The sequence below is a fragment of the Agrobacterium sp. fls2-241-TYG-188a genome (assembly GCF_030209845.1).
Map to the genome: position 1 here is coordinate 317,924 of NZ_JARVRD010000007.1, position 24,596 is coordinate 342,519.

Sequence of the window (24,596 nt, forward strand, 5' to 3'; positions counted from 1 at the left end):
CTTTTTCCATGCGCGGAGCGCAATCAGCTTTGACATCCTCATCCAACGCACAACACCTTCTCGAACTCGTCCAGTCCAGAAAAGCGACGGCAGGCGTCATCGGCCTTGGCTATGTCGGCCTGCCACTGGCCATGACCATTGCCAATTCCGGTTTCAAGGTCGTGGGTTTCGACATTGACCCCGGCAAGATCACGGCAATCGATGCCGGCAAAAGCTATATCGAGGCGGTATCTGACGATATCCTGAACGGAGCGCGCGAGAATGGAGGGTTCATTGCGACCTGCGATTTTTCGCGGCTTGCAGACTGTGATGTCATTGCCATTTGTGTGCCGACGCCGCTGACCAAATACCGAGATCCCGATCTCTCCTACGTGGAAAACACCTGTCGCGAGATAGCCAGAAGCCTGCGTCCGGGGCAGCTTGTCGTGCTGGAATCAACGACCTATCCCGGCACCACGGATGGGGTGGTCAAGGCCATTCTGGAAAAGACCGGCCTGCGGTCGGGCACCGATTTCTTCCTTGGCTTTTCTCCGGAACGGGAAGATCCCGGCAACCGCGACTTCCAGACCTCGACCATTCCCAAGGTGGTATCTGGCGATGGCGCTGATGCAGCGACATTGATGACGGCGTTTTATGGGGCCGTAGTAAAGACCGTGGTTCCGGTTTCCACCAATGCGACTGCGGAAGCGGTGAAGATTACCGAAAACGTGTTCCGGGCCGTCAACATCGCGCTCGTCAACGAATTGAAGGTCGTCTACGAGGCGATGGGTATCGACATCTGGGAAGTTATCGATGCGGCCAAAACGAAGCCCTTCGGGTACATGCCCTTTTACCCCGGTCCCGGGCTTGGTGGACATTGCATTCCCATCGATCCGTTTTACCTGACCTGGAAATCACGCGAATACGACTTGCCAACACGCTTTATCGAGCTTGCGGGGCAGATCAACACTGCCATGCCGGGCCATGTCGTCGGTCGCCTTGCAGAGGCTCTCGACCTGCATCTGGGCAAGGCTCTCAGCCGCTCCAAGGTTCTTGTCGTCGGGCTGGCCTACAAGAAGAACGTTCCCGATATTCGCGAAAGCCCATCTTTGAAACTGATCGAGCTGATTTCCGAGCGAAAGGGACAGGTGTCCTATTTCGATCCTTTCGTGGCCGAAATCCCGAAAACACGCGAATATGGCGATCTGCTTGGAATGAAGTCCGTCTCCTGGGACAAGCAGACAATCGAAAGTTTCGACGCGGTTCTGGTCGCGACCGACCATGACAATATCGATTATGCCAGCCTCAGCGAGTGGTCGCCATTGATCATCGACACCCGCAATGCCTTTGCCAAGCGCGGGATTGTGGCCAAGCATATCATCAAGGCTTGATGGAAGAGAAAAATGAGCAGACTGGACAGCTTCATTCGCCGTTTGACGGCACAGAGGGACATATTGAACCATGTCCAGGCCGATCTCGACCTGCCTGACAATGGCCCCGTCATGGAGATAGGGCTCGGAAACGGTCGCACCTTCAATCACCTGCGCGAAATTTTTCCCGGCCGTCGCATCATCGCCTTCGACCGTGCCATGGGCGCCCATGCGTCTTCGGTGCCGGAAGAGGGCAATCTTGTCATTGGTGAGATATCCGAGACAGCGCAGGCCTATCTCGGCGTTGATGCGTCGCTGGTTCATGCCGATATCGGCACCGGTTATCCTGAAAAGGACGCGGTCACACTGACCTGGCTGCCGCAGCTCGTTGCCGGAATGCTGGCGCGCAACGGTGTCGCAGTCAGCGGGCTGCCGCTCGATGATGCTTCGCTTGTGCCACTTCCCGTCCCGGTCTCCGTACCAAAAGACAGGTACTTCCTCTATCGGAAAGCCTGATCCTTAAAGGAACCTTCGGCTTTCCAATTCCGAGATGAGGAAGACCCTCATCTCGTTGCGTTTGCCGCGAATAGCAATCGTGCGTCGCTCCAATGTCTGAGCATCATGGCCGGACTGCCGCAATAGGGGCTCCGATACCACAATCGACGTATCGAATTCCTTGGCCGCGCTTTCGAGGCGGCTGGCGACATTGACCGTGTCGCCAATTGCGGTGAGGTTTTTGGCGTCGCCATATCCCATGACCCCGACGATGGACGGGCCCGCATGGATGCCGACCACCACCTTGAGCTTCACCGCGAATTGCCGCTCGAGCTCTTCATTGAGCGTTTCGACATTGCGCAGAATATGCGCTGCGGCCTTGAGCGCGTTTCGGCTTGCCAGATCCTTGTCTCCATCCAGGCCGAAAAGCGCCATCGCGCCGTCGCCGATGAACTTGTCGAGCCTTCCACCCGCATGTTCGACAGCCTGACCAACCATCGTGAAGTAGCGGTTCAGCAAAAACACCATATCATAGGGAAGACGCGCTTCCGAGAGCGCGGTGAAATTGCGCAGGTCACAGAAGAGGACAGCAATTTCCTCTTCCCGGCCCGGGCGGATCGGTTCGGCATTGGGAGGCATATCTCCCTTCTGCCGCGAGGATAAGAGAAGCGCCACACTCAGATTATGCCGAGGTCGCAACTGGCAGCCCAGCCGGACATCGTCATCGGCGTGAACACGCTGCAATGTCGCTCTTTCCAGGCTGGAAGGTTCCGGCAGCGGCCCATCTGTCTGGATGATCCGCACGCGGCACGTCGAGCAGCGACCTTTACCGCCACAGGCTGAGAAGTGGGAGACACCGCCTGACCGGCTGGCCTCCAATATGCTCAACCCGGCGGGCACGCGCACCAACGCACCGTGATCGTAGCGGATTTCGAAGGAGTTGGATCGTTGTCGCCAGCTGCGTGCGCCGCGCATCACGAACACAAGCAGCACAGCACCGCCAAAAATGGTCTTCAGGCCAGCGGTGACACGATCAACAACCGCCTCCAACTCAGCCTGATTGGGGTGGACGACACGAACCGGCGGGTTGGTTTCCATGGCCCGGCCCGCATCGCTGAAGCCAAGAAGTGCGAGGATTGGCAGAAGAACGGCAAATGTCAGAAGATAGGGCGAGATCTGCTTGTACCAGTCTCGGTATCGCAGCCAGTAAAAGACGCCGAGGCACCCGTGCAACCAGATGAGGACGAGCACAGTGCTTTGGCGCAATCCCAGCATCGGGTTGCGGATCCAGAAGTTGTTGATGACAACCTCATAGCCGATATCGATACTATAGAGCGCGCGTGCCAGCCGAATTCCGGCGGCATGATCGATGATCATGTAAGGTATCAAAAGTCCCAGAATAATCTGGGTTGCTTCGCGCACCGGCATTTTCAGGGTTCTGCGTGAATAGATCGTACGCAGGACAAGGATGACATGCACAAGAGCGGCGCCATAGAAGATGACGCTGCTGACGGGGTTAAGCCAGATGAGGCTAAACCAGCCGCGCCCGTATTCGGCGGCTTCCAGCGAAATCAATGCCAGCGCATGATTGAGCAAATGGCTGAAAACGAAAGCAAGCATGACAAGGCCGGAGAGCAATCGCGCACGTCTGAGCGACGTCTCCGACACGATATCATCCATGCTTGATGTCTCCGTTGCCTAAAACCTGTTGCAGCGTGGCGACGGACAGGGGCGTCCCAGTCGAAACCGTCTGTTGCTATACTTGAACGCGGGGAAATTCAGAATAGAGCGATGATCACGTCGTCGGCATTTCAGCGAGCCTGCACGGCTCGTTGCCGGTCATCCCGTCTCAAAGCTCAATCGTGTCGCCATCACGCGCTGCAAAGGCACCCGAGAACTCTTTTTTTGCATCGGCCTCGATGGCGTCCAGATCATCATCCGTGCGGAATGGCGCGTGGTGAATGAAGCCGACACGTTTGGCATTCGCGTGTTTCGCCAGAAGGCAAGCCTGCTGCCAGGAGGAGTGGCCATACCCGCGATAGGTCGACATTTCCGCCTCGGTAAAGGAGGCATCGTAGAGAAACAGATCGACATTATCGATCAATTTCAAAACGGATTTGTCCAGCTTGCCGTCCTCATGCTCGGTATCGGTGATGATCGCCAGACTGCGACCTTGCCAGTCGATGCGATAGCCTATCGCATTGCCGGGATGATTGAGCATTCCCGTGGTGATCTCAAGCTCGGGATGGACCGACAGGACGTCGCCGGCCTTGAAATCCTGGGTAATGATTTGCGCGCAACAGATATCCAGAGGTGCTGGAAACCATGGTGGGCTCATGAATTCGGCAAGCATTTCCCGCGTGGTTTTCTGGCCTGCCAGATGGCCGGACCAGATACGAACGTCATTCTCGCGGTTGAAGAAGGGCTTGAAATAGGGGAAGCCGACAATGTGGTCGTAATGGCAATGGGAAAAGAACATGCTGACATCGCCGATGCCTTCGGCCTTGAGAGCCTGTCCCGCCGGCAACAGGCCCGAGCCTGCATCGAACAGCAAGACGTGTTCTCCGCATCTCACCTCAATGCAGATCGTGTTGCCCCCATATTTCTGGAATTTTTCTCCTGAGACGGGAAGCGTTCCTCTTGCTCCCCAGATCTTGACCCGAAATTCCTGCTTACTGTCCCGACGATGATCGTCGGACTTCAACGCCATGATACACCCCAGTTTATCACATGTGTCCAAGCTCCTCCTTCGGACACCGTGCCTCTTTCTGTCTTGCCCCAGCTCAGGCGAGAACCAATACCGCTCTGCCTTATTACGTTCAGCATTTCAGTTTTATTACAATAGCACCACTTTTATTTTTATTTCTTCCGTGCTGCTGCGGCAAATGCCGCTCTATGCCTTGTTCTCGGACCTGGCTTTGCTCAATTCGGTGGTGGTCTGTGTCAAGCGTTCGGCAAGAACCCGCATCACCTTGATGGTAATTTCTGGAAAGTCCGACATCAGCTTGAAAAACTGTTCCTTGCCAATTCTTAAGGCTTCGACGGAGGTGGAAGCACGAACGGTCGCGGTTCTGACGCTATCGCAAAGAATGGCGATTTCACCGACGATGGCGTTTCCGCTCATTTCCGTCAGTTTTATCGGACCGGAAGGCGAGTCTATGAGAACGTCAACCTTGCCGGTCAGAAGAACATAAGCGGCATCGCCAAGGTCACCCTGACGGAACAGCTCGTCACCGGCATGGTATGAAACCCGATCGGATGCAAATGCGAGCAACTTCAGCTTGGAAGGTTCCATTTCGCTGAAGAAGGGAACGCGTTTCAGCATCTGAATTTCGTCTTTGAAAAGCATTGCCTTTTCCTGTCCGTGTTCCTGACCGCATGTATTACCCATCAGGCTGCGATCATTTCTTTGAATGTACCGTTTTCTTCTGCAAGAGTCTCATAGGGGCCGTCTGCAACAACCGATCCGTGGTTTATTACGATAACACGGTCAAACATTTTTGATAGTGACGGGTTGGACAACACCCACAGAACGGCCGGATTTGTCCCGTCGCTTCTGAGAAAGTTGATGACATTGTCAACAATCTCCTGCTGCAGCCGGTGATCGAGGCCGGGCAGGGGTCTGTTAAGGACGTAATAATCCGATTTGCGCATCAATGCCCGCGCCAGATTGAGCTTCTGCCGCTGCAGCGGTCCAAGACGCTTGCCGCCAGCCCCGAGATTGAATTCAAGCCCCACGGCCAGAACCTTCTCGTAAAGGCCCTGCTTCTTCATTGCATCTGCAACAATCCTGGTGATGCGTCGTGAGGCATCGGCATAGCGATGGCTGATCTTGCCGAACAGGATATTGTCGAGAAGACTGGTGGATGTGGCGTATTTCTCCGGATCATAGGGCTCGATCCAGCTGCGAAGGTCATCCGGCAGTTTCTCATGGAACATGTGGCGCACCTCCACAATCTTGTCCATCACCTCCTGCGTCAGAAGGCCGAAACGCTGGCGGGGCTCGATATAGAAGAAACTCAGGCGCAGCATGGCCCGCTTTTCCGCTTCGGTCGCATCCTTGTAGCCCTTGCCCTGCAGGCGCTGCAGCATCTGCTGATAGCCGGGAATATCGTCCGCGGTCATGAAGGTAAGCTGCTGGAAGAAGGGGTGGTCTGGCGGAAGATCGCTGAAGATTTCAACGACGTTTTCCGCGATTGTGTAGCCCATATGGAAGAGCGTGTCGGACAGGCCGGTTCCACGCATCAACGCGCGGAAATAATCGCTGTTGATGATCATGCTGCTGCCGGTGGTGGCATCCCGCATGGTGCCGAACATGATGTTTTCACCGACCGTCGCTTCGGTGTTGTAGCTGTTTGGCTCGAACGGCACGATGAGCCCGCTGAGGTTCTCTCGGTCAAGTTCCGTGCGCAGGGCCTGTCGCAGTTCAACGATCCGGGCCGCCAGATGCAGGTCGGTCAGCGGGTCGATGGACGAGCGCAATGCAAATTCCAGCACATCAGGCGATAGCTGCACCGTATCGAGCACCGAGAGCATGGCCTTGAGAAACTGCTCTTCCTCGTCGCTTCCCGCCGGACTTGACGCATAGTCGATCCAGTCGCTGTTGATGTCGATGTCAGGGTTCTGGGCAAGCTTTGCTTCGCGGACTTCCCATTTGCGATGTTCCAGTTCAGCGCCGCTATAGACTTTCGGCTTCAGCGGCGCGTGTTTGAGGCCGTAAACCAGATTTTCCTTTAGGCTTGCATGGAAGAAATAGGTGTCTGCTGAAACGTAGGAAATCCGTCTGCCGGTAACGGATTCGGGCAATTCGTGAAGGTCGGTGTCGCCAAGGGTGATCTTGCCCGAGGTCGGCCACAGTGTTCGCCCAAGTGCATCGGCAAGCGCTTCTGCGCCAGCGGTGCCGACGATGGCGATTGTTTCCCCCGGATTGATCGTCAGACTGGCCTGATCGAGCAAACGTGTGCCGCTATCGTCATCGAGGGATAGTCCGGCGATTACGATGGGGCCGGTAATCGCTGCTGCTGCCTGTGGTGACAATTCCTGGATTTTCGCGGCCATCATCAGCGGTGAGTCGAACTGCTCGAAGACCTGCTCGTACTTTACCTGCACGTCCTGGCGCGCCTGATCCCAGTCGATCAGTTCCTTCAATGGCCCGGGAAGCTCCTTGTAGGCGTTGATGACGGCCACGAGCTGGCCCACGTCCAGACTGCCTCGCAGGGTCAGATATCCGCCCAGCGCATAGAAGAAGAAAGGCGTCAGCTGTGCCAGGAAATTGTTGATGAACTTGACGATAAATTTCCACTGGTAGAGGTCGTAGCGGATTTTGAAGATCTCACCCAGACGGTGTGCCGCATCCGCCCGTTCGTAATTGGATGTGTCATAGGCGTGAATCGTACCGATGCCATCGACCATTTCGCCGATGCGGCCCGCGAGTTGGCGGGCGCTCAGCTGGCGTTGTCTGCCAAGCTCGATAAGACGACGGCGCATCTGCGGAATGATGCCAACCTGAATGGCGGCCATGAAGGCTGCAATGAGGCCGAGCCAGAAATTCTGCACGAGAATGAAGAAAAGGGCCGACAGCGCCTGCCCGCCCAGAAGTGCGGGCTGCACAAAGGCATCGCCGGTAAATCCGCCCAGCGGCTCTACCTCGTCCTTGATCATGCTGGAGATTTCCGCACCCTTAACCCGTTTGAAGTGGGATGGCGGAAACAGAAGAATGCGGTCGATCAGCTGGAAGCGTATGCGGCGGAGAAGACGTTCGCCAAGACGACCCTTGTAGGTGTTGATGTAATATTTGAAGAGCCCGTTGACGATGACGAGAGCCAGAAATGTCAGGCTCAAGCCCATCAACATTCCCAGTCGGCTCAGTTCGATGCCTGGAAACAGCGTGACCGTCCCGATATAGGGAAGATCAAAGGCAATATGCATGAAGAGTTGCGTCGAGTTGACGCCTTCAAATCCGTCCCCCTGAATGGGGCCGTTGACGATCTGTTTTGGCAGGTCGAAGGCAAGAAAATAGGGAATCATCGAAAGAGCGACGATCAGCAGGATGTAGAGCTGCTGCCGCCGCGTGTGATTCCAGATGTAACGGGTTAGACTTTTTTCCATGTAGGATTTCTACGCCTTGCCGGGCCGAGCGGTATGATTTTCAGACCGGATAAACCTGGAAATCATACGGCTCGTCTTCAGACTATGAACGGGACTGGATGGCGCGATCATAAAAATTCTCGCCCTCCGGAATGGTCAGAAGGTAATCGATGTTTGCAACTGCGTCAAAGCCGCAGTCGTGGGAAGAAGGGTGCGTTTCAGAATAGTTTAATAGGCGGTTATATAGGTCAGAAACCTTGGAAAATAAGGTGCCGAAGTTGGCGAATACAATATTGCCGACTTAAATTTCATCCGTCCAGTTCAGAAGTGAAAGGCACGTCGACTGCCAAGGGATTTCAGTGCACCCGAGGGCCTTCCTCCGCTTTGGCCGTCGAGCCTCTCAAGGTCGATGTGCCTTGTCTGACCGGGTGCCAGATGAAACCAGTCGTCCGATGGTCTGAAACCTTCAGTCTCGACATGCACCGACTGGGCGAAAACGTCCGTCTTTACCCGCAATGTCCATAGACCGTCGTTATGAACAAGCTCGGTTTCCAGCGTTGCTGGATGCATCGCCATCTGCCGTCCCTGCGGGAAATGGAAGGACGATGCTAGATGCGCGCCGCTTTTCTGATCGTAGAGATTTGCTACCGTGACATCATGCGATGGCGGCCCGAAACGGTAGGCGTAGGTCGTATCGAAGAATGCTCCGAACAAATCGGTTGCCGGGATTTTCTGCCTGTCGCGGGCGGCAAGGGTGACCGATCTTTTACCCGTCACGACCGGCTGAAGGCCGTCGCGCAGACATGTGACGTCAACGACAAGATCCATGTCGACGGCGGTTTCATTGATGACGTGGATATCGAGCCCATTTGTACCCTCATCCGTCAGCGCCAGCTGCAGCGGACGAAAGGCGCGCCTGAGCCCATACCAGATGGACTTGGGCTCTCCCGTTGCGTCGATCACACCCCAACCCGGCCCAGGTAGCAGGTCCTGAAGTGTCCAGACCAGTGCGCCATTGCAACTGGAGCCGCAACGCCGCCATTCCGCAAACGTCGCCTCGACAAGTTCGGCGGTGACGGCGCGGGACAGATCGAGGTAACGGTCGGCATCCTGCCGCCGCAAGACGCTGGGCTCTACGGCGTAGAGCAATGCGAGATAGTGATCTCTCACATCCTCGAAATCCCATGATGCGCCACGATCCCTGGGCACGCGCATTTTCCACATCGGATCATGTACCGGTTTTACCGGAAGATGCTTGTCCAGTGTGCTCTGCTGCGGCACGTTAGCAAGGGCGAGGCATTCCGCCGCAAAGCGCAGATCGGCACGCCTTGCATCGTCCAAAGGTCGGCAATAGGCGCCGACGCCGTAATAGTGGCCAACCTTTTCATTCGGGAAAAACGGCAGGGCTCCACCGAACGGCGAGTTGGGAACATAGGCCACGTCCGGGCGCAGCCGTGCCACATGGGCTGGCAACAGGTCTTCCGTCAATGGGCCTTTCCAGAACTGTTCGGAAAGGCCCATCATCGCGCCCTGCTGGTACATTTCGCTGCCGCCGCACAGCACGGTCAAGGATGGAGACAGCGCCGTGGCGCTCAGAAGCTGCGAGATTTCCGTTTCTATGTGCGCGAGAAATCCTTGATCCTTTGCCGGATAATCAAAGTTGGCCAGCATCATATCCTGCCACACCATCAGCCCCAGCTCATCGCAGAGCGCGAAGAATTCCGGTGTTTCATAGGCCATGGTCCCGCCGATGCGGATCATGTTCATTCCGGCCTTCGCAGCAAGGCGCAACCAGGGTTCGTAGTCGGACCTGCCACCCGGCAGCCGTACGATATCCGCTGTCGTCCATACGGCTCCCCGGCAGAAGACGGGAACGCCGTTGATCCTGATACCAAAGCTTTTGCCATCCTCGCCATGTTCCGCCTCGATGCGCCGGAAACCGGTCGTGCCGAGCGTGAAGACCCGCTCGTCGATACGAAGCGTCACATCATGAAGCGTCGGCGTGCCGTGCGTTGCAGGCCACCACGGCTCAATATTCTCCAGCCGCAACGTGCCCTCGAAAATACCGTTCTCTGTAGCCGTCAGCTTTTCCGATCTGCCGGCGCAAGTGACTTCGACATTAGCGGCGTTGCTGTGGATACGGATCGCGAGATGAAGCAGACCTGCTCCGTCCACCGCCAGTTCAGTGCGCGATGAGACCATGTCAAAGCTACGTTCTGTCCGGCTTGTCAGGCGAACGGGCCGCCATGGGCCTACTGCGTGAACCTCGGGGCACCAACCCGGCATATAGCCGAGCGCCGTCGTTCTGATCAGGCGCAAGCCTTGGCTGCTCATCATCTGCGGTCGCCAGCGCGCCCTCGGACCTGTTGCCTTGAGGCGTGGAGCCAGAGCGCGGAAGCAGATCGCGAGGTCATCGGTGCCTGAGGGAGTGAATGGCACTTCGGTTGCTTCGAACATGCTGTCCGAGTGCGCCACGCATTTGCCATTAAGAAAAATCTCGGCGACCGTCGCCAGCCCCTCAAAGCGCAGGATCGCGGGTTCCAGTGTCTCAGAAGTGATCGATACTCGATACCATGCGTCCTGGGTGTCGAGCGGCGTCGGGTTGAGCCGGTCAAACGTTCCGAGGATTTCCAATGCCTGCGCGACGGTTCCGGGAACTGGTGCCGCGATGGTCTTCGCCTCCGCAGGAATGTCGGCGGGTGCCTGGAAGGCATCGACGGGCGTTAGCGTCAGTGTCCAGCCGTGGCTCAAGAGCCGGCCCTGCGCGGTTCTGGTTGCGGACATCGCCGTCACGCTGCCTCGCTCGCCTTGCCAAGCGCACCCTCAAGTTCCGCCATCATCTCGTCCCATGCGTCGATTGCGGGATCAAGAGCTGCCGCGAGTGGATCAAACCTGCGCCGGGCGATGGCACGGGCAAGCTGAAACTGCACGGATTTGGCGACTTCGGATATCCGCAGAGCCTGAACCGTCGCGCCGGAACGGCTTATATCCCCGCCAAGCCAATCCAGATGGCTGGCGGCCAGTTCGAAATTGGCGCCAAGCTGACGCAGCGTGTTGAATGCGTATTTATGGAAAAAGCCGAAGGGTCGGTCCGCCACTTTTTTCACCTGCGACGGGAAAACCTCGGCAAAGGCCCTTACAGGGTTTTTCTTCGGTCGCCGTGCGAAATGCTGGATCAGCAGGCGCTGCGCCGCTTCCCGTCTGTCGCGGTCATCAACAGGATGTTCGGGAAATTTGGCAAATTCCGTGTAGGGAAGAAAAGGAAGATCGGCATCACCGAGGTGATGCTGGAAAATGCCGGAGAAGTCCTCACCTTCAAGCGCGAAATAACCGGCATTGTGGAAATATTCCAGTCTGCGGTTTTGCAGGTCCATGCGGTTTATCGCAACCGTCGTCTTGCCGTGCTCCTTGCGATAGCCGACGCCCTGCGTGTCGGGCATGTAGAAGCTGTCCATTTCGATCAGGCAGATGCGACCGCGCTGCAATTGCGTTTCGACGTGGCTCTCAAGCCTGTCGAAAATCGCGAGCTCCGTCACCCGGATGCCATAGAGCGTTTCCAGGTCTTCCAGCGGCACCTTGAAGAAGGTGAACTGATCGCCTTCGAAGTCCTGCGCCAGTGTAAAACCCAGCATGGCCTCCGGCGGCAAGGCGCTCGCCGCCAGAAGTTCGATCCACAGATCGACGTAGCAATTGGTTTCCGGCCACATCCGCTCCGATGAATGCAACGGATGTGCAAGATAGGCTTCGGCACTCAACGCCGGAAATATGCTGGTCATGCCGTCCTTAGCCCCACAAAGCGTCCCGCACGGATTGTGGCCATGTCTCGACATCCAGTCCATGTTTTGCAAACAGGGCAAGCGCAATGCGCTCCAGTCCGAAGCCGACGCAGGCGGTATGGGCAACGGCACCATCGGTGAGATTGAGGCCCCATTTTGCGCCGAATGAGTCCTGATGGTAGTTGAAGCTCATGCAAGCGGTCAGGTTGGCCGTGGATGTGACGGGCATCAGCAGCTCGAATTTCAGGTTCTGGTCGCGCTGGTTGTTGGCCAGCATCTTTCCAGCCCGCCCAAAGAAGGGATCGTTGGCGATCTCGAGTTTGACGTCGAGCCCGACCTTTTCCATCATCTCCACGCCGCGATCCATCCACAGCTGGCGGAAGTCGGTAACATCGCCTTGCGTGCCGATACGGACATATTCACGCATACGGAAAAGCTGCTGCCGGGCCGGATCCTTGGATGGTTCATGGCGGAAGCAGTAGGACTGGATATCGTAAAGACCGCCGCCGTTGGGCAGGTTGCCGCGCTTGGCGATGGTCGGATAGAGCGGGTAGCAGGCAGCAGGGGTCAGGACGATATCGGTAATCTTCTGGTCTTTCGTCCAGTCGGTGCCCTCATCCATGCTTTTGATCAGGCTGACATGATCCAGTTCGCAGCCGCAGAAGGAGTGGACCGTGCCGGCCAGTTGCGGAAAGCTTTTCATGTAACCGCTTTTTTCGAAATAGGCGCGGTTAATGCCGGGCGGGAAGCGGATCACTTCCGCATTGTCTGCACCGCCGAACTTGCCGATGAGGCGTTCAAATCCTGAAATGACGTCTTCGAACTGGCCGCTGCGACCGTAGAGTCCATCGACGCCGGTATCGATCAGCAGTCCCTTGTCGAACAGGCGATCGAGAAACGATGTTTGCATATCCATGGTTTTATCCCGAGAGGCTGGTGTCCTGCTTCTGCACGAGCAGGAGATTGGCGGAGTTGCTGAGGATTCGGTCATTGGAGATCATCAGCTGTGCCGAATGGGCATCCCGAAGATGCCGCCCGAGGCTGAAGGGCGTACCGTTCTTGTAGCCCATGATGCCGCAGATCAGCATGGCATGGTTGATGATTTCCAGAATGGTTTCCGACGAGCATATCTTGACGTTGTTCATGGCGATGGCAAAGGCCATCGACATCAGCCGGTCGGGATCGTTTCTGGTGTCTTCATAGGCCTTGAGACCAGCAATGACGTTCGATTTCACAATCTGCAGCTTGCTGGATACTTCTGCCAGACGAATAGCGCCTGGAGGTGCGACACCGGGCGACTTGCGGGCAGCTGCGCGAACGAATGCCTGGGCGCGGAGGACAGCATCGGCGGCGATCCCGTACCACACACCGCTCCACAACAGGTGGGAGGTTGCCAGCATGGATTGCGCGGCGATTTCCGCAAAGGGTTTCGGGAAAATCTGCTGTGCCGGCGCTTGGCCCTTGAACAGAAATCCGTCCGAGCACGTGCCTCGCATACCCAGCGTGTTCCAGACATGCGTCTTTTCAAGGCTGTACTGGTTCTTCAGGAAAACCGTCATCACCTGGTCGGCAGGCGCAGCATCGGCATGGGCGCGCGATGTAATGAGAATGGCGTCCGCTTCACTGCCGTAGGAAATGACGGTGGCGTCTTTTTCCAGCGTGCAATTCTCGCCATCGACATGGATGGCGCAGATCGAATTTCGTAGATTTCCGCCTATGCCGCCTTCCGTCGTTGCCGAACCCAGCAGAAGCTGCTCAGCTGCCACACGTCGCATGAATTCGGTATGCCAGGCGCTCTCCTCTCCATGCTCGACAAGGCTGGATGCCTTGATGTGGTGCATGGCGAAAATCATTGCCGTTGCAGAGCAGGACTGCCCAAGGGTGCAGCAGATGTCCGCAATCTGCGAAAGGCTGGCACTCTCGCCGCCGAGATGTGCCGGAACCTGAATCCCCAGAAGCCGTTCCGAGCGCAGAGCATCGACAGCTTCCTTCGGGAACCGTGCGGCCGCATCGACGTCATCCGCATGGTGTGCGGCGATTGACGCGACCCGAGCCGCGCGCGCAGAGAGCGTGGCATTGGGCGGTGCGACGGAAAGGTCCATTACGCCGCCTCTTTGCCGTCGAGAATCGTCTTCACTGTGGTTTCGATTGCGTGGATGCTCGCAAATGACTTGCGATTGAGCATACTGTCAGGAAATTCGATATCGAATGCGTCTTCGATACCAAGCATCAACTGTACTGATGCGAAAGAAGAAAGTCCCGCTGCATAAAGATCAGCGTCGTCAGCGATTGTATCGACCGGCGCAGGGAGCTGCCCGAATTTCGATAGTATTTCACGAATTGTTGAATTCATTCCCTATATTCTCCCATATTAGCGCGTCATCATAACGCATTCTTCGAAATAAGCTGGAAAAAATAACATTCGTATAAATGGCTAGGTTAATTTGTCGTGACCGCTAAAAAGCGACCAATATCGCAACTTGACAAAAGATGACGCCGGGTCTTTCATTGCGACATTCACCAGGGGGGTCCCGGCAAGGGGCTGAGATACTGCTAGCGCGCGCAGTGACCCGTTGAACCTGATCCAGTTCATACTGGCGTAGGGACGGTGCAAACGCGGAACTGGCAGTTCGACCTCGTCGAACATTATCGCTATTCGTCCGTGGTTTTTCGTCTTCATGCTCGAACTGGGTCTCCACTGTCTTTGCTTTGGAGCCTCACGATGAACATTGTCACTAAAAATCTCTCGCCTGTCGTCACCACAGGCCCGCTTCCTGCCTCCACCAAAATCTACAAGCCGGGAACCCTTCACCCCCATATCCGTGTGCCGATGCGAGAAATCGCCGTGCATCCAACAGCCGGCGAGCCGCCGGTCACGGTCTATGACTCCTCCGGCCCCTATACCGACCCTTCCCATACCGTCAGCATAGAGAGCGGATTGCCTCGGCTGCGTCATGACTGGGTCGTCGCCCGGGGCGATGTGGAGGTCTATGATGGCCGCCACGTCAAACCGGAGGATAACGGCTTTGCGACTGGCGAGCGGCTGACACCTGAATTCCCGCTGCGCCATCGGCCGTTGAAAGCCAGGGACGGGAAGGCCGTCACGCAGCTCGCATATGCTCGAGCAGGTATCATCACACCGGAAATGGAATTTATCGCCATTCGTGAGAACCTTGGCCGCGAGGCGATCAAGGACAAGCTGGTGCGGGATGGCGAAAGTTTTGGTGCACATATTCCAGATTTCGTCACGCCGGAATTTGTGCGTCAGGAAGTCGCCGCTGGCCGGGCGATCATTCCCGCAAATATCAACCACCCCGAAGCCGAGCCGATGATTATCGGCCGCAATTTTCTGGTCAAGATCAACGCCAATATCGGAAACTCTGCGGTGACCTCCTCCATGGCGGATGAGGTCGACAAGATGGTCTGGGCCATCCGCTGGGGTGGCGACACCGTCATGGACCTTTCCACCGGTCGCAACATCCATAACATCCGGGAATGGATCATCCGCAATTCTCCGGTCCCGATTGGCACCGTGCCTCTCTATCAGGCGCTGGAAAAGGTGGGCGGCATTGCCGAAGACCTGACCTGGGAGGTGTTTCGCGATACGTTGATCGAGCAGGCCGAGCAGGGCGTCGACTATTTCACCATCCATGCGGGCGTCCGGCTGCACTACATTCCGCTCACCGTCAACAGGGTCACCGGCATCGTTTCGCGTGGTGGCTCCATCATGGCCAAGTGGTGTCTGCATCACCACAAGGAGTCCTTCCTCTACGAGCATTTCGAGGAAATCTGCGACATCTGCCGGGCCTATGACGTTTCCTTCTCGTTAGGCGATGGCCTGCGTCCCGGCTCTATTGCCGATGCCAATGATGCTGCGCAGTTTGCGGAACTGGAGACGCTTGGAGAACTGACACAGATTGCCTGGGCGAAAGATTGTCAGGTGATGATCGAAGGGCCCGGCCATGTGCCAATGCACAAGATCAAGGAGAACATGGACAAGCAGTTGAAGGTCTGCGGCGAGGCACCCTTCTATACGCTTGGGCCGCTCACAACCGATATTGCCCCCGGCTACGACCACATCACATCAGGCATCGGCGCTGCCATGATCGGCTGGTTCGGCACGGCCATGCTTTGCTACGTCACGCCAAAGGAGCATCTCGGTCTGCCCGATCGCAATGACGTCAAGGTTGGCGTGATTACCTACAAGATCGCCGCTCATGCTGCCGATCTCGCCAAAGGACATCCGGCGGCACAGATCCGGGACAATGCGCTATCGCGTGCGCGCTTCGAGTTTCGTTGGGAAGATCAGTTCAATCTGTCGCTCGACCCTGAGACGGCCAGGTCCTTTCACGATGAGACCCTGCCCAAGGAAGCGCACAAGGTCGCCCATTTCTGCTCAATGTGCGGACCCAAATTCTGCTCGATGCGAATTTCGCACGACATTCGTGCCGAGGCGCAGAAGGAAGGTCTGGAAGCCATGGCGCAGAAATTCCAGCAGGGAGGTGATCTCTATATGCCGCTGGAAAAACCGGCAGAGGGCTGAGATGGATGTTCTTATCAAGGGCGCAGGCGTTGCAGGTCTGACGGTTGCGCTGGAACTTGCGCGCCGTGGCGCCCGCGTCACCGTCTGCGATCCGGCGCATCAACCAGGGCGCGGTGCGTCCTGGTTTGCGGGCGGCATGTTGGCACCCTGGTGCGAAAGGGAGAGCGCGGAGGAGGCGGTGTTGACGCTCGGCCAATGCGCACTCGACTGGTGGGACGAGGCCACGCCGGGTCTTGTTGTCCGCAACGGCACGCTCGTCGTGGCCCAAGGCAGGGACAAGGCTGAACTGTCGCGCTTTGCGTCGCGCACGACCGGTTATCGCTGGGTGGATGAGGCCGAAATTGCGGCGCTCGAACCTGATCTCGCAGGGCGTTTTCCGATCGGCCTTTTCTTTGAGGGCGAAGGGCATCTCGATCCACGAGCCGCCCTCAATGCGCTTCATGAGCGGCTTGTCTCTCTCGGCGTGGATTTCCATCTGGGGGCAGACGTCGTTGACGAAAAAGCCTTCCCCCATCGCGTGGATTGCACGGGCGCCGCGCAGGCGGGCGGGCTTGCCGGTCTTCGTGGGGTGCGGGGTGAGATGCTCTATCTCGCCACGGACGAGCTTGCGCTGTCGCGTCCCATTCGAGTGCTTCATCCACGCATCCCGCTCTACATCGTGCCTCGCGACAAGGGGCGCTTCATGGTGGGGGCAACGATGATCGAAACGCAGGAGAGCGGGCCGATAACCGCCCGCTCGATGATGGAGCTTCTCAACGCCGCCTACGCGCTTCACCCGGCCTTCGGGGAGGCACAGATCATCGAGACGGGAACGGGCATCCGTCCTGCCTTTGCCGATAATCTTCCACGTGTCGTCGAGAAGGATGGCACGCTTTTCGTCAATGGCGCGCACCGGCACGGTTTTCTGCTTTCGCCAGCCATGGCGCAACAGGCGGCCGGTATTTTGCTTTCAAAGGAGGTTTCCCATGAAAATTCTTGTCAATGGGCAAGAGCATGATCTTGCTGCCGACCGGCTTTCGACCGTGCTGGCAGCGCTTGACTATGAAGGCGAGTGGCTGGCGACTGCCGTCAACGGCGACCTCGTCCACGCGCAGGATCGCAGCGACTTTCGCCTCAAGGAATTTGACCGGGTTGAAGTTCTTTCACCCATGCAGGGAGGGTAGGCCATGCTGAAACTCTACGAACGCGAGATTGGCTCACGGTTGCTGCTTGGCACCGCACGTTATCCCTCGCCTGCCGTTCTGGCCGATGCGGTGCGTGCCAGCAAGACGGACATCCTGACCATTTCGCTGCGACGGGAAATGGCCGGAAGCAGGAAAGGCGGGCAGTTTTTCGAGCTTATCCGGGAGCTGGACCGCAATATCCTGCCCAATACTGCCGGTTGCCATACCGCAAAAGAGGCTGTTTTGACGGCGAAAATGGCACGTGAGGTTTTCAAGACAAACTGGATCAAGCTGGAGGTGATCGGCAACCACGATACACTTCAGCCGGATGTGTTTGCGCTGGTGGAGGCCGCCCGCATTCTCAGCGATGACGGCTTCGAGGTATTTCCCTATACGACAGACGATCTTGTGGTGGCCGAAAAGCTGATCGATGCCGGTTGCAGGATATTGATGCCCTGGTGCGCGCCCATCGGCAGCGCCATGGGGCCGTTGAACGTGACCGCCTTGCGCTCCATGCGGGCCCATTTTCCGGAGGTGCCGATGATCGTCGATGCGGGGCTGGGACGCCCTTCCCATGCTGCAACCGTGATGGAGCTAGGCTATGACGCTGTCCTTCTCAACACGGCCGTTGCCGGAGCGGGCAATCCCGTCATCATGGCGGGTGCCTTTGCGAAGGCGGTGACCGCCGGGCGCGAAGCCTATCTTTCCGGTATGCTGGAGCCGCGGGATATGGCGGTTCCTTCGACGCCGGTCATCGGGACGGCGGTGTTTTCCTGAGGCGTTGACAAGAGGATGGCACGGCGAGATACCGGCAGAGATGACCTGAAAGGTGTTGCGCCGTGCACAATCTGCTGATCGATATCGAAGGTGTCTCCGTTGGCCATGTGACGGATCTCCAGCTGGGTTCGGGCGTCACGGCCATTCTGTTCGATGAACCCGCAACCGCGTCCGGTTGCATTCTTGGTGGTGCGCCGGGCGGGCGTGATACTGCCTTGCTCGACCCCTCAATGACGATAGCCAAAGTAGATGCCTTCGTGCTGTCCGGTGGTTCTGCCTTCGGGCTGGATGCGGCGGGCGGGGTGCAGGCGGGCCTTCGCGGAATCGGTCGTGGCTTTCCCGTCGGGACGACCCGTGTACCCATTGTCCCACAGGCTATTCTCATGGACCTGCTCAATGGCGGCAACAAGGATTGGGGCGTCCACTCCCCCTATCGCGAAATGGGCTATGCTGCATTCAAGGCCGCCAGTGCCAAGCCCTTCTTGCTGGGCAGCGTCGGGGCTGGCACAGGTGCGACCACGGCAACATGGAAGGGTGGGCTGGGGTCTGTCAGCGCAACGACGACAGGTGGCCACAGGATTGCAGCCGTTGTGGCCGTCAATGCATTGGGATCGACAACAGTTGGAACGAGCAGGCACTTCTGGGCCGCCCCGTTCGAGCAGAATGGTGAATTTGGAGGCTTCGGGTTGCCATCGCAGTTTTCGCCAGCCGATACGGCCATGTGCATCAAGGGCGCGACGCAGACTGCAACGACCATCGGCTGTGTGGTGACGGACGCCATTTTGACCAAGGCGCAGGCGCATCGGCTGTCGATCATGGCGCAGGGCGGGCTTGCGCGTGCTGTCATGCCGTCGCATCTGGCCAGTGACGGCGATACCATGTTTGCTGCGGCCACGGGAAAGATGCCATTGGAAAACGCGAATGATTTTGCCGAGCTTTGCCACCTCGCGGCGATGACCGTCAGTCGTGCGATTGCGCGCGGTATCTACGAGGCTAGCTCCCTGCCTTACCCGGGGGCGCAAAAAGCGTGGCGCGATCAGTTCGCTGGCGAGGCAGAATGAGTGGACGCGAATCGCCCTTGAAAACGACCCTTCGAATCGATTTTCCCTTGGGGGATCGGTTGGGGCCTGGGAAAGCCCAGCTCATGGAACTGATTGCTTTGACAGGCTCCATTTCCGCTGCCGGGCGGGCCATGGATATGTCCTATCGACGTGCGTGGCTTTTGGTGGATGCGCTGAACCATATGTTCAAGGACACGGTCATTGAGCGCCAGCGTGGCGGCAGCCAGGGCGGCGGGGCGGTTCTGACGGAGTTTGGTCAGACCTTGCTTGAGCGCTATCGCAACATGGAAAGACGCCTCGAGAATGCGTTGAAGGAAGATCTCGACTGGCTTGAGGCCCATCGTAACAAAGATCAATAGGGATCAAGCGCCGCCGATTTAACGATTGCGAAAATCGTCTGCCCCTTGGCCAGGCCCAGCCTCTCGCCAGAAAGGCTCGTGATGCGCGACGTGACAACCGTTCCGTCACAGTTCACCGCAACCATCGCTAAACCGTCCCTGAAGGGCCCGATGTCCGCAATCTGGCCCGCCAGAATATTGAGAGCGCTCAAGCCTTCAGGCCTGACCGTTGCCAGCAATACTTCGCGGGCGGGAATGTGGATACGCACCCTTTGTCCGACCCGGGCCGTCGTTGCAGGGATCTGTAACGCCGATCGACCCACCCTGACGGTGGCGAGCCCATGCACCGTATCGAATGCCTCGACATTGCCGGACAGAATGCTGCCTATGTCCCGGCGTTCAAGCTGTTCACCGAAGGTGGGATGGGACAGGATTTCCGCTGCCGGGCCCGCCGCATCGACCTTGCCGCCCTTCATGACCACGATCTGGTCCGCCAGGCGCGAAACCTCGCTGATTGAATGGCTGACATAGATGATGGGGACGCCGGTCTCGTCACGAAGCCGTTCCAGATAGGGAATGATTTCGGCCTTTCGGGCTTCATCGAGCGCCGCAAGCGGTTCGTCCATCAAGAGCAGGCGCGGGGAGGAGAGAAGAGCCCGGCCGATGGCCACGCGCTGTTTTTCGCCACCGGACAGTTTTTCCGGGTACCGTTTCAAAAGATGCTCGATACCCAGCATTTCGATGATTTTGCTGCCGTCTCCGCCAGTCTGGACCTTGGATGCAAACCAGCGACCGTAAACCAGATTTTGGCGCACGGTCAGGTGCGGAAAAAGCCGCGCCTCCTGAAAGACATAGCCAAACCGACGCTTGTGACAGGGGGTGAAGAGGTGCCTCTTGCTATCTGCCAGAGTGATGTCATCGAGAGCGAGGGTTCCATGATCGGGCCTCATCAGGCCCGCTATAATCCGGACAAGTGATGTCTTGCCTGAGCCCGAGCGGCCAAACAGGGCGGTCACGCCCTTGCCTGCGGTAAATTGTGCGTCCAGCGCAAAGGCACCCAGCCGGTGTTTTACATCGAGCGTCAAGGTCATGGCGCGTGAACCCTCCTGCCGACAATGCGTGCCAGAAACTCGGACGCGAGAAGGGCTACCACGGAGATGACGATGGCGACCAATGTCAGCCGCAGCGCGCCGGCATCGCCTCCGGGAACCTGCGTGAAGGTGTAAATTGCTGATGACAGGGTCTGGGTCTCTCCGGGAATGTTGGAGACGAAGGTGATCGTTGCACCGAACTCTCCCATGGCTTTGGCGAATGCCAGAACCATTCCGGCGATGATGCCGGGCAGTGTCAGCGGCAGGGTGACGGTCACGAATATCCAGAACGGGCTTGCGCCCAGGGTGCCCGCCGCTTCCTCGAGTTTGCGATCAACCGCTTCGATCGACAGCCGGATGGAGCGAACCATCAACGGAAAGGCCATGATACCGCAAGCCAGCGCTGCACCCGTCCAGCGGAAGGAAAAGACGATGCCGAAATACTGATCCAGAAACTGCCCGATGACCCCTTTGCGCCCGAAGAGGATCAGAAGAAGAAAGCCGGTAACGACGGGCGGCAGAATGAGGGGCAGATGCACGATGCTGTTGAGAAGTGATTTTCCCCAAAAATTGCCCCTTGCCAGCACAAGTGCGGTGACGATGCCGAAAGGCAGGCTCACGACCATGGCGATGGTGGAAACCCAGAGGCTTAAACGTATGGATGTCCACTCTTGCGCGCTGAGGCTAAGCCAATCCAATATGATGTTCCCGTTTATGCCGCACCCGGAAGACCGCCTGTTGATGCAGGCGATCGGTCAGATCTTACTTCAGAATGGTAAAACCTTGCTCTTCAAAAAAAGATGCAGCCTCTGGCGATTTTAGAAAATCCAGATAGGCGGTTGAGGCAGGGTTGCCGGATTGGGACAGAATGGCCGCCGGATAGATGATGGGCTCATGACTGTTTTCCGGAAATGTGCCGACGATCTTCACTCCCTCGTCTGCAGCAGCGTCGGTCTGGTAGACAATGCCATAAGGGGCCTCACCACGAGAGACGAGAAGCAGAGCGGCACGAACGCTTTCTGCGGCGGCAACTTTTGCCTCCACTGAAGACCAGACCCCCAGCTTTTCCAACGAAGCCTTACCGTATTTTCCCGCGGGAACGGAATCGACAGCGCCCATGGCCAGCTTTCCGTCACCCACCAGCTGCGCCAGTCCAAACCCCGGCTGGATGTTTACAGGTGCAGCCTTGTCTGCGGAGGCGATCAGGACAAGGCGGTTTCCAAGAAGATTGGTCCTTGTGCCTTCCTTGATGAGTTTCCTGGCCGCGACATAGTCCATCCATGAAAGATCTGCGGAGATGAAGAGATCAGCTGGTGCACCGGCTTCTATCTGTTTTGCCAATGCCGAGCTTGCCGCATAGGAGGCGACGGCGGTGTTGCCGGTCCTTTTCGACCATGCCTCATTTGCGGCATCGAGTGCGTTCTTCATGCTCGCCGCCGCGAAAACCGTTACCTGTTGCTGCGCCGGTGCCGCATGTGCCAGACCAAGGTTGGACAGGCAGCAGCCGAAGGCAACGACGCCTGTGATGAATAACCTGCGCAAGATTGTCATGGCCGTCAGCTCCAGCTAGCGAAATATCCGAAGGAATATAACGCTTCTTAAAGGGCTGGCATTATATACGCAAGAATATAACGGTTACCCTGCCACCAGTGCTCCAAACTGCGGTCGATATCAGCCTTCAGCCACGCTCGCCGGCAAAATGGGCAATCTGCGCCCCGGCCTCGTAATAGGCTTCCCGCAGGGCGCGGAAGCTTCTGGCTTTTGCAGATGTGACCGGCAGGGGAAGGGCATCTTCTGCCACGTCACCTGCAACATGGGCTGCAAGCGTCTTGCCGAATACGGTGCCGGGGGCGATGCCGCGCCCGTTATAGCCGCAAAAGCCGACGACGTTTTTTGCAAATTTATGGAATCTCGGCACGGAATCGTCGGTCATGCCGATCTGACCGTACCACTCACATTCAAATTCGACGTCGCCCAATTGGGGAAACAGTCTTTTCAAGGCGCGCTTTGCCCATGCGGGATGGATGGTTGCGCCCGTGTTGCGCAGAGCCCCGACGCTGCCGAATACGAGGCGACCTGCCTTGTCCATGCGGAAGGACGACAGGATTTCATTGGTGTCCCAGCAGCCTTCTCGGTTTGGCAGGATTGTCTTTCTCAGATTGTCGCCCAGAGGCTTCGTTGCCGCATTGAAATAGGGCAGGTAGACCTGCTCCTCGCGGATGATTTTCCAGGGGCCGTCACTATAGGCTTCGGTCGCGACCACCACCCAGTCGGCGCGTACCGAACCGCTTGCAGTCTTGACCCGCCAGCCCTCTCCATCCTGCTCATAGTCGATGACCGGGCTCGATGTGTGGATGGTGGCACCTGCCTTGATGGCTGCGGATGCAAGGCCCCGCACATAGGCCAAAGGCTGCAGCGTGCCTGCGCGCTCATCCAGCAAGGCGCCGCTATAGGCTGACGAACCAACGCGCTGAGCGGTTTCTTCTGCATCGAGAAGCCTGACGGGAGCGCCGCGAGCCGCCCATTGGGCACAGCGTTCGCGGATTTCGGCCAGACCCTTGTCTCCGACGGCACAGTGAAGGGTGCCATTCTTCTCGAGTTCGCACTCGATCTGGTGTTTTTCAATCAGTTCACGAACAAGGAAGGGGGCGTTGCCAAGAAGCGAGAGCAACCTTTCGCCGTAGACCGGGCCGAGCACATCAGGCAATTCCTTCGGCATGACCCACATACCGCCATTGATGAGGCCGACATTCCGACCCGCACCGCCGAAGCCGATCTCCTTGCCTTCGAGAACGGTGACGCGAATACCGCGTTCTGCAAGATGAAATGCGGTCGAAAGTCCGGTAAAGCCGCCGCCCACGACCACGACATCGACCGTGGAATCACCTTGCAGCGAGCACGTCGCCGGGGGCTTCGGCGCGGTTTTTTCCCAAAGGCCGTGTGAACGCGGATCATTATACATCGAAATCACCCAAGGACGTGACAGGTCATAGGTCGTGGCATCTGCCAGCAGGCCGATTGTCTTTTCCGGCTGTTATGAAGACAGATTAGTGGCAGTCCTTGCAAGTGAATACCGACATCTCGTCATGACATGATGCCTGGCGGGAATGTGGAGGAATGGCCAAGATGCGCCATCGGGGTTGAAACATGCGCTCTGCTCGGACAATAGTGCAGCCAGCGCGCAAGGCTGTCTGCGTTTTGCGCATCATCCATCATGTGACGGGAACCGATTATGAAGCCAATTTTCGTTCAGCTTCAATGCACGCCCGGCAAGACCTATGACGTTGCCGATGCCATCTACAAAACGGAACTGGTTTCCGAGCTTTATTCGACGAGCGGCGAATATGATCTCCTGTTGAAGATCTATCTCTCGCCGGAGCAGGATATCGGCAAATTCATCAATGAAAATATCGTCAGCATTCCGGGCATCGTGCGGTCTCTGACGACCCTGACATTCACAGCGTTCTGACAACGCCCTCCAGCGGCGGGAAGGCGTCTCAGATGGATGCGACAACGTCTAAACTGTGCGCTGTCGCATCATTGGCACGGTAAGGTTGTGTTATTGCGTTTGTGGTCTGTCGAAGGCTGCGGATTCTCAGACCAGTGACGCGACATTGCGATTGCGCACCAGGTTGCGAATGGCCGTGCGGACATCGTCTGCGCTGTCAAAGCGCTGTTCGTCGAGATCGTGAACATGAAATTTGACAGCGATGAACTTCAAACGGTTCTCGTCCGGTACGACAATACCGACAGGTTCACCTGCGAATTCAATAACTTGCTTTTGCATTATACATACTCCCGCTGTGGCTTGTGACACAGCAATTCGTCGAATTGAATTTTAGATAAGGGTGGACCGTAAGGTCACATTCGACAGCAGCGGGAACACATCGCTGTGTATCCGGCAGTCACGAACCGC

Annotated in this window: 23 protein-coding genes and 1 riboswitch; of the genes, 9 read left to right on the plus strand and 14 right to left on the minus strand. The window is 57.3% G+C overall.

The window, feature by feature from the left end:
• The first annotated feature begins 8 nt into the window (after nucleotides 1–8).
• Both QRN85_RS20295 and QRN85_RS20300 read left to right on the plus strand, forming a co-directional pair.
• On the plus strand, nucleotides 9–1,370 hold the full coding sequence (locus tag QRN85_RS20295; protein WP_502870809.1) for a nucleotide sugar dehydrogenase: 1,362 nt from the start codon (nucleotides 9–11) through the stop codon (nucleotides 1,368–1,370).
• A 12-nt stretch (nucleotides 1,371–1,382) separates the two neighbouring features.
• Nucleotides 1,383–1,865: a class I SAM-dependent methyltransferase gene (locus QRN85_RS20300; RefSeq protein ID WP_112960954.1), complete on the plus strand. Its 483-nt coding sequence runs from the start codon at nucleotides 1,383–1,385 to the stop codon at nucleotides 1,863–1,865.
• Nucleotides 1,866–1,868: 3 nt separating this feature from the next.
• Here QRN85_RS20300 and QRN85_RS20305 read toward each other — a convergent pair whose 3' ends face one another.
• The 9 genes from QRN85_RS20305 to QRN85_RS20345 form a co-directional block, all read right to left on the minus strand.
• On the minus strand, nucleotides 1,869–3,524 hold the full coding sequence (locus tag QRN85_RS20305) for an adenylate/guanylate cyclase domain-containing protein (protein WP_284759892.1): 1,656 nt from the start codon (nucleotides 3,522–3,524) through the stop codon (nucleotides 1,869–1,871).
• A 169-nt stretch (nucleotides 3,525–3,693) separates the two neighbouring features.
• Nucleotides 3,694–4,554, minus strand: coding sequence for an MBL fold metallo-hydrolase (locus QRN85_RS20310; protein ID WP_284759893.1), 861 nt, complete (start codon nucleotides 4,552–4,554; stop codon nucleotides 3,694–3,696).
• A 183-nt stretch (nucleotides 4,555–4,737) separates the two neighbouring features.
• Nucleotides 4,738–5,193, minus strand: coding sequence for a cyclic nucleotide-binding domain-containing protein (locus QRN85_RS20315; protein ID WP_062590462.1), 456 nt, complete (start codon nucleotides 5,191–5,193; stop codon nucleotides 4,738–4,740).
• Nucleotides 5,194–5,234: 41 nt separating this feature from the next.
• Nucleotides 5,235–7,952: an ABC transporter ATP-binding protein gene (locus QRN85_RS20320; RefSeq protein ID WP_062590387.1), complete on the minus strand. Its 2,718-nt coding sequence runs from the start codon at nucleotides 7,950–7,952 to the stop codon at nucleotides 5,235–5,237.
• A 300-nt stretch (nucleotides 7,953–8,252) separates the two neighbouring features.
• The gene (locus tag QRN85_RS20325; RefSeq protein ID WP_284759894.1) at nucleotides 8,253–10,715 is read right to left on the minus strand and encodes a glycosyl hydrolase 2 galactose-binding domain-containing protein; all 2,463 of its coding nucleotides are present in this window, start codon (nucleotides 10,713–10,715) and stop codon (nucleotides 8,253–8,255) included.
• Nucleotides 10,716–10,720: 5 nt separating this feature from the next.
• The gene (locus tag QRN85_RS20330) at nucleotides 10,721–11,707 is read right to left on the minus strand and encodes a DUF1839 family protein (RefSeq protein ID WP_284759895.1); all 987 of its coding nucleotides are present in this window, start codon (nucleotides 11,705–11,707) and stop codon (nucleotides 10,721–10,723) included.
• Between the two features lie 7 nt (nucleotides 11,708–11,714).
• Entirely contained in the window at nucleotides 11,715–12,623 is a 909-nt protein-coding gene (locus QRN85_RS20335; RefSeq protein WP_284759896.1) for an amino acid--[acyl-carrier-protein] ligase, read from the minus strand.
• 4 nt (nucleotides 12,624–12,627) lie between these two features.
• Nucleotides 12,628–13,809 carry an acyl-CoA dehydrogenase family protein gene (locus tag QRN85_RS20340; RefSeq protein ID WP_284759897.1) on the minus strand — a complete coding sequence of 394 codons (1,182 nt, stop codon included), beginning with the start codon at nucleotides 13,807–13,809 and terminating at the stop codon, nucleotides 12,628–12,630.
• A complete protein-coding gene (locus QRN85_RS20345; protein ID WP_062590408.1) occupies nucleotides 13,809–14,060 on the minus strand; it encodes an acyl carrier protein in 252 nt (83 codons plus the stop codon). The genes QRN85_RS20340 and QRN85_RS20345 overlap by 1 nt, the downstream gene beginning before the upstream one ends.
• A 159-nt stretch (nucleotides 14,061–14,219) precedes the next feature.
• A riboswitch (TPP riboswitch) is annotated at nucleotides 14,220–14,331 on the plus strand.
• Nucleotides 14,332–14,429: 98 nt separating this feature from the next.
• On the opposite strand from QRN85_RS20345, the gene thiC reads away from it, so the two are divergent.
• The 6 genes from thiC (at nucleotide 14,430) to QRN85_RS20375 (ending at nucleotide 19,610) form a co-directional block, all read left to right on the plus strand.
• A complete protein-coding gene (thiC, locus tag QRN85_RS20350; RefSeq protein ID WP_284759898.1) occupies nucleotides 14,430–16,250 on the plus strand; it encodes a phosphomethylpyrimidine synthase ThiC in 1,821 nt (606 codons plus the stop codon).
• A 1-nt stretch (nucleotide 16,251) separates the two neighbouring features.
• Nucleotides 16,252–17,247 (plus strand): glycine oxidase ThiO, encoded by a 996-nt coding sequence (thiO, locus tag QRN85_RS20355; RefSeq protein ID WP_284759899.1) that lies wholly within the window; start codon nucleotides 16,252–16,254, stop codon nucleotides 17,245–17,247.
• Nucleotides 17,216–17,413: a sulfur carrier protein ThiS gene (gene thiS / locus QRN85_RS20360; protein ID WP_112960943.1), complete on the plus strand. Its 198-nt coding sequence runs from the start codon at nucleotides 17,216–17,218 to the stop codon at nucleotides 17,411–17,413. The genes thiO and thiS overlap by 32 nt, the downstream gene beginning before the upstream one ends.
• A 3-nt stretch (nucleotides 17,414–17,416) precedes the next feature.
• Nucleotides 17,417–18,190 (plus strand): thiazole synthase, encoded by a 774-nt coding sequence (locus QRN85_RS20365; RefSeq protein WP_284759900.1) that lies wholly within the window; start codon nucleotides 17,417–17,419, stop codon nucleotides 18,188–18,190.
• Between the two features lie 62 nt (nucleotides 18,191–18,252).
• Nucleotides 18,253–19,251, plus strand: a complete 999-nt coding sequence (locus QRN85_RS20370) for a P1 family peptidase (protein WP_284759901.1) — start codon at nucleotides 18,253–18,255, stop codon at nucleotides 19,249–19,251.
• Nucleotides 19,248–19,610: a winged helix-turn-helix domain-containing protein gene (locus QRN85_RS20375; RefSeq protein WP_284759902.1), complete on the plus strand. Its 363-nt coding sequence runs from the start codon at nucleotides 19,248–19,250 to the stop codon at nucleotides 19,608–19,610. Before QRN85_RS20370 ends, QRN85_RS20375 begins: the two co-directional genes overlap by 4 nt.
• On the opposite strand, the gene modC is transcribed toward QRN85_RS20375, so the two are convergent.
• The 4 genes from modC to QRN85_RS20395 all read right to left on the minus strand — a co-directional run bounded on the left by modC (nucleotide 19,604) and on the right by QRN85_RS20395 (nucleotide 23,642).
• Nucleotides 19,604–20,680, minus strand: a complete 1,077-nt coding sequence (gene modC / locus QRN85_RS20380; RefSeq protein ID WP_284759903.1) for a molybdenum ABC transporter ATP-binding protein — start codon at nucleotides 20,678–20,680, stop codon at nucleotides 19,604–19,606. The genes QRN85_RS20375 and modC overlap by 7 nt on opposite strands.
• Nucleotides 20,677–21,378 carry a molybdate ABC transporter permease subunit gene (modB, locus tag QRN85_RS20385; protein WP_162723298.1) on the minus strand — a complete coding sequence of 234 codons (702 nt, stop codon included), beginning with the start codon at nucleotides 21,376–21,378 and terminating at the stop codon, nucleotides 20,677–20,679. Before modB ends, modC begins: the two co-directional genes overlap by 4 nt.
• A gap of 64 nt (nucleotides 21,379–21,442) precedes the next feature.
• Nucleotides 21,443–22,231: a molybdate ABC transporter substrate-binding protein gene (gene modA / locus QRN85_RS20390; protein WP_284759904.1), complete on the minus strand. Its 789-nt coding sequence runs from the start codon at nucleotides 22,229–22,231 to the stop codon at nucleotides 21,443–21,445.
• A 127-nt stretch (nucleotides 22,232–22,358) separates the two neighbouring features.
• Nucleotides 22,359–23,642 (minus strand): NAD(P)/FAD-dependent oxidoreductase, encoded by a 1,284-nt coding sequence (locus QRN85_RS20395; protein ID WP_284759905.1) that lies wholly within the window; start codon nucleotides 23,640–23,642, stop codon nucleotides 22,359–22,361.
• 270 nt (nucleotides 23,643–23,912) lie between these two features.
• Here QRN85_RS20395 and QRN85_RS20400 point away from each other — a divergent pair, with 270 nt between their 5' ends.
• Complete coding sequence (locus QRN85_RS20400) at nucleotides 23,913–24,149, plus strand: Lrp/AsnC ligand binding domain-containing protein (RefSeq protein WP_062590421.1); 237 nt, start codon at nucleotides 23,913–23,915, stop codon at nucleotides 24,147–24,149.
• Between the two features lie 126 nt (nucleotides 24,150–24,275).
• Here QRN85_RS20400 and QRN85_RS20405 read toward each other — a convergent pair whose 3' ends face one another.
• Nucleotides 24,276–24,467 (minus strand): hypothetical protein, encoded by a 192-nt coding sequence (locus QRN85_RS20405; protein ID WP_062590423.1) that lies wholly within the window; start codon nucleotides 24,465–24,467, stop codon nucleotides 24,276–24,278.
• Nucleotides 24,468–24,596: the final 129 nt, after the last annotated feature.

Excerpts from the sequence above, each read along its gene's own strand:
- QRN85_RS20365 (WP_284759900.1), top strand. The coding sequence starts at position 17,417 with ATGCTGAAACTCTACGAACGCGAGATTGGCTCACGGTTGCTGCTTGGC.
- QRN85_RS20300 (WP_112960954.1), top strand. The coding sequence starts at position 1,383 with ATGAGCAGACTGGACAGCTTCATTCGCCGTTTGACGGCACAGAGGGAC.
- thiO (WP_284759899.1), top strand. The coding sequence starts at position 16,252 with ATGGATGTTCTTATCAAGGGCGCAGGCGTTGCAGGTCTGACGGTTGCG.
- QRN85_RS20315 (WP_062590462.1), bottom strand. The coding sequence starts at position 5,193 with ATGCTTTTCAAAGACGAAATTCAGATGCTGAAACGCGTTCCCTTCTTC.
- QRN85_RS20405 (WP_062590423.1), bottom strand. The coding sequence starts at position 24,467 with ATGCAAAAGCAAGTTATTGAATTCGCAGGTGAACCTGTCGGTATTGTC.
- QRN85_RS20305 (WP_284759892.1), bottom strand. The coding sequence starts at position 3,524 with ATGGATGATATCGTGTCGGAGACGTCGCTCAGACGTGCGCGATTGCTC.
- QRN85_RS20335 (WP_284759896.1), bottom strand. The coding sequence starts at position 12,623 with ATGGATATGCAAACATCGTTTCTCGATCGCCTGTTCGACAAGGGACTG.
- modA (WP_284759904.1), bottom strand. The coding sequence starts at position 22,231 with ATGACAATCTTGCGCAGGTTATTCATCACAGGCGTCGTTGCCTTCGGC.
- QRN85_RS20340 (WP_284759897.1), bottom strand. The coding sequence starts at position 13,809 with ATGGACCTTTCCGTCGCACCGCCCAATGCCACGCTCTCTGCGCGCGCG.
- QRN85_RS20345 (WP_062590408.1), bottom strand. The coding sequence starts at position 14,060 with ATGAATTCAACAATTCGTGAAATACTATCGAAATTCGGGCAGCTCCCT.
- QRN85_RS20330 (WP_284759895.1), bottom strand. The coding sequence starts at position 11,707 with ATGACCAGCATATTTCCGGCGTTGAGTGCCGAAGCCTATCTTGCACAT.
- thiS (WP_112960943.1), top strand. The coding sequence starts at position 17,216 with ATGAAAATTCTTGTCAATGGGCAAGAGCATGATCTTGCTGCCGACCGG.
- QRN85_RS20325 (WP_284759894.1), bottom strand. The coding sequence starts at position 10,715 with ATGTCCGCAACCAGAACCGCGCAGGGCCGGCTCTTGAGCCACGGCTGG.
- thiC (WP_284759898.1), top strand. The coding sequence starts at position 14,430 with ATGAACATTGTCACTAAAAATCTCTCGCCTGTCGTCACCACAGGCCCG.
- QRN85_RS20395 (WP_284759905.1), bottom strand. The coding sequence starts at position 23,642 with ATGTATAATGATCCGCGTTCACACGGCCTTTGGGAAAAAACCGCGCCG.
- QRN85_RS20400 (WP_062590421.1), top strand. The coding sequence starts at position 23,913 with ATGAAGCCAATTTTCGTTCAGCTTCAATGCACGCCCGGCAAGACCTAT.
- modC (WP_284759903.1), bottom strand. The coding sequence starts at position 20,680 with ATGACCTTGACGCTCGATGTAAAACACCGGCTGGGTGCCTTTGCGCTG.
- QRN85_RS20295 (WP_502870809.1), top strand. The coding sequence starts at position 9 with ATGCGCGGAGCGCAATCAGCTTTGACATCCTCATCCAACGCACAACAC.
- QRN85_RS20310 (WP_284759893.1), bottom strand. The coding sequence starts at position 4,554 with ATGGCGTTGAAGTCCGACGATCATCGTCGGGACAGTAAGCAGGAATTT.
- QRN85_RS20375 (WP_284759902.1), top strand. The coding sequence starts at position 19,248 with ATGAGTGGACGCGAATCGCCCTTGAAAACGACCCTTCGAATCGATTTT.
- QRN85_RS20320 (WP_062590387.1), bottom strand. The coding sequence starts at position 7,952 with ATGGAAAAAAGTCTAACCCGTTACATCTGGAATCACACGCGGCGGCAG.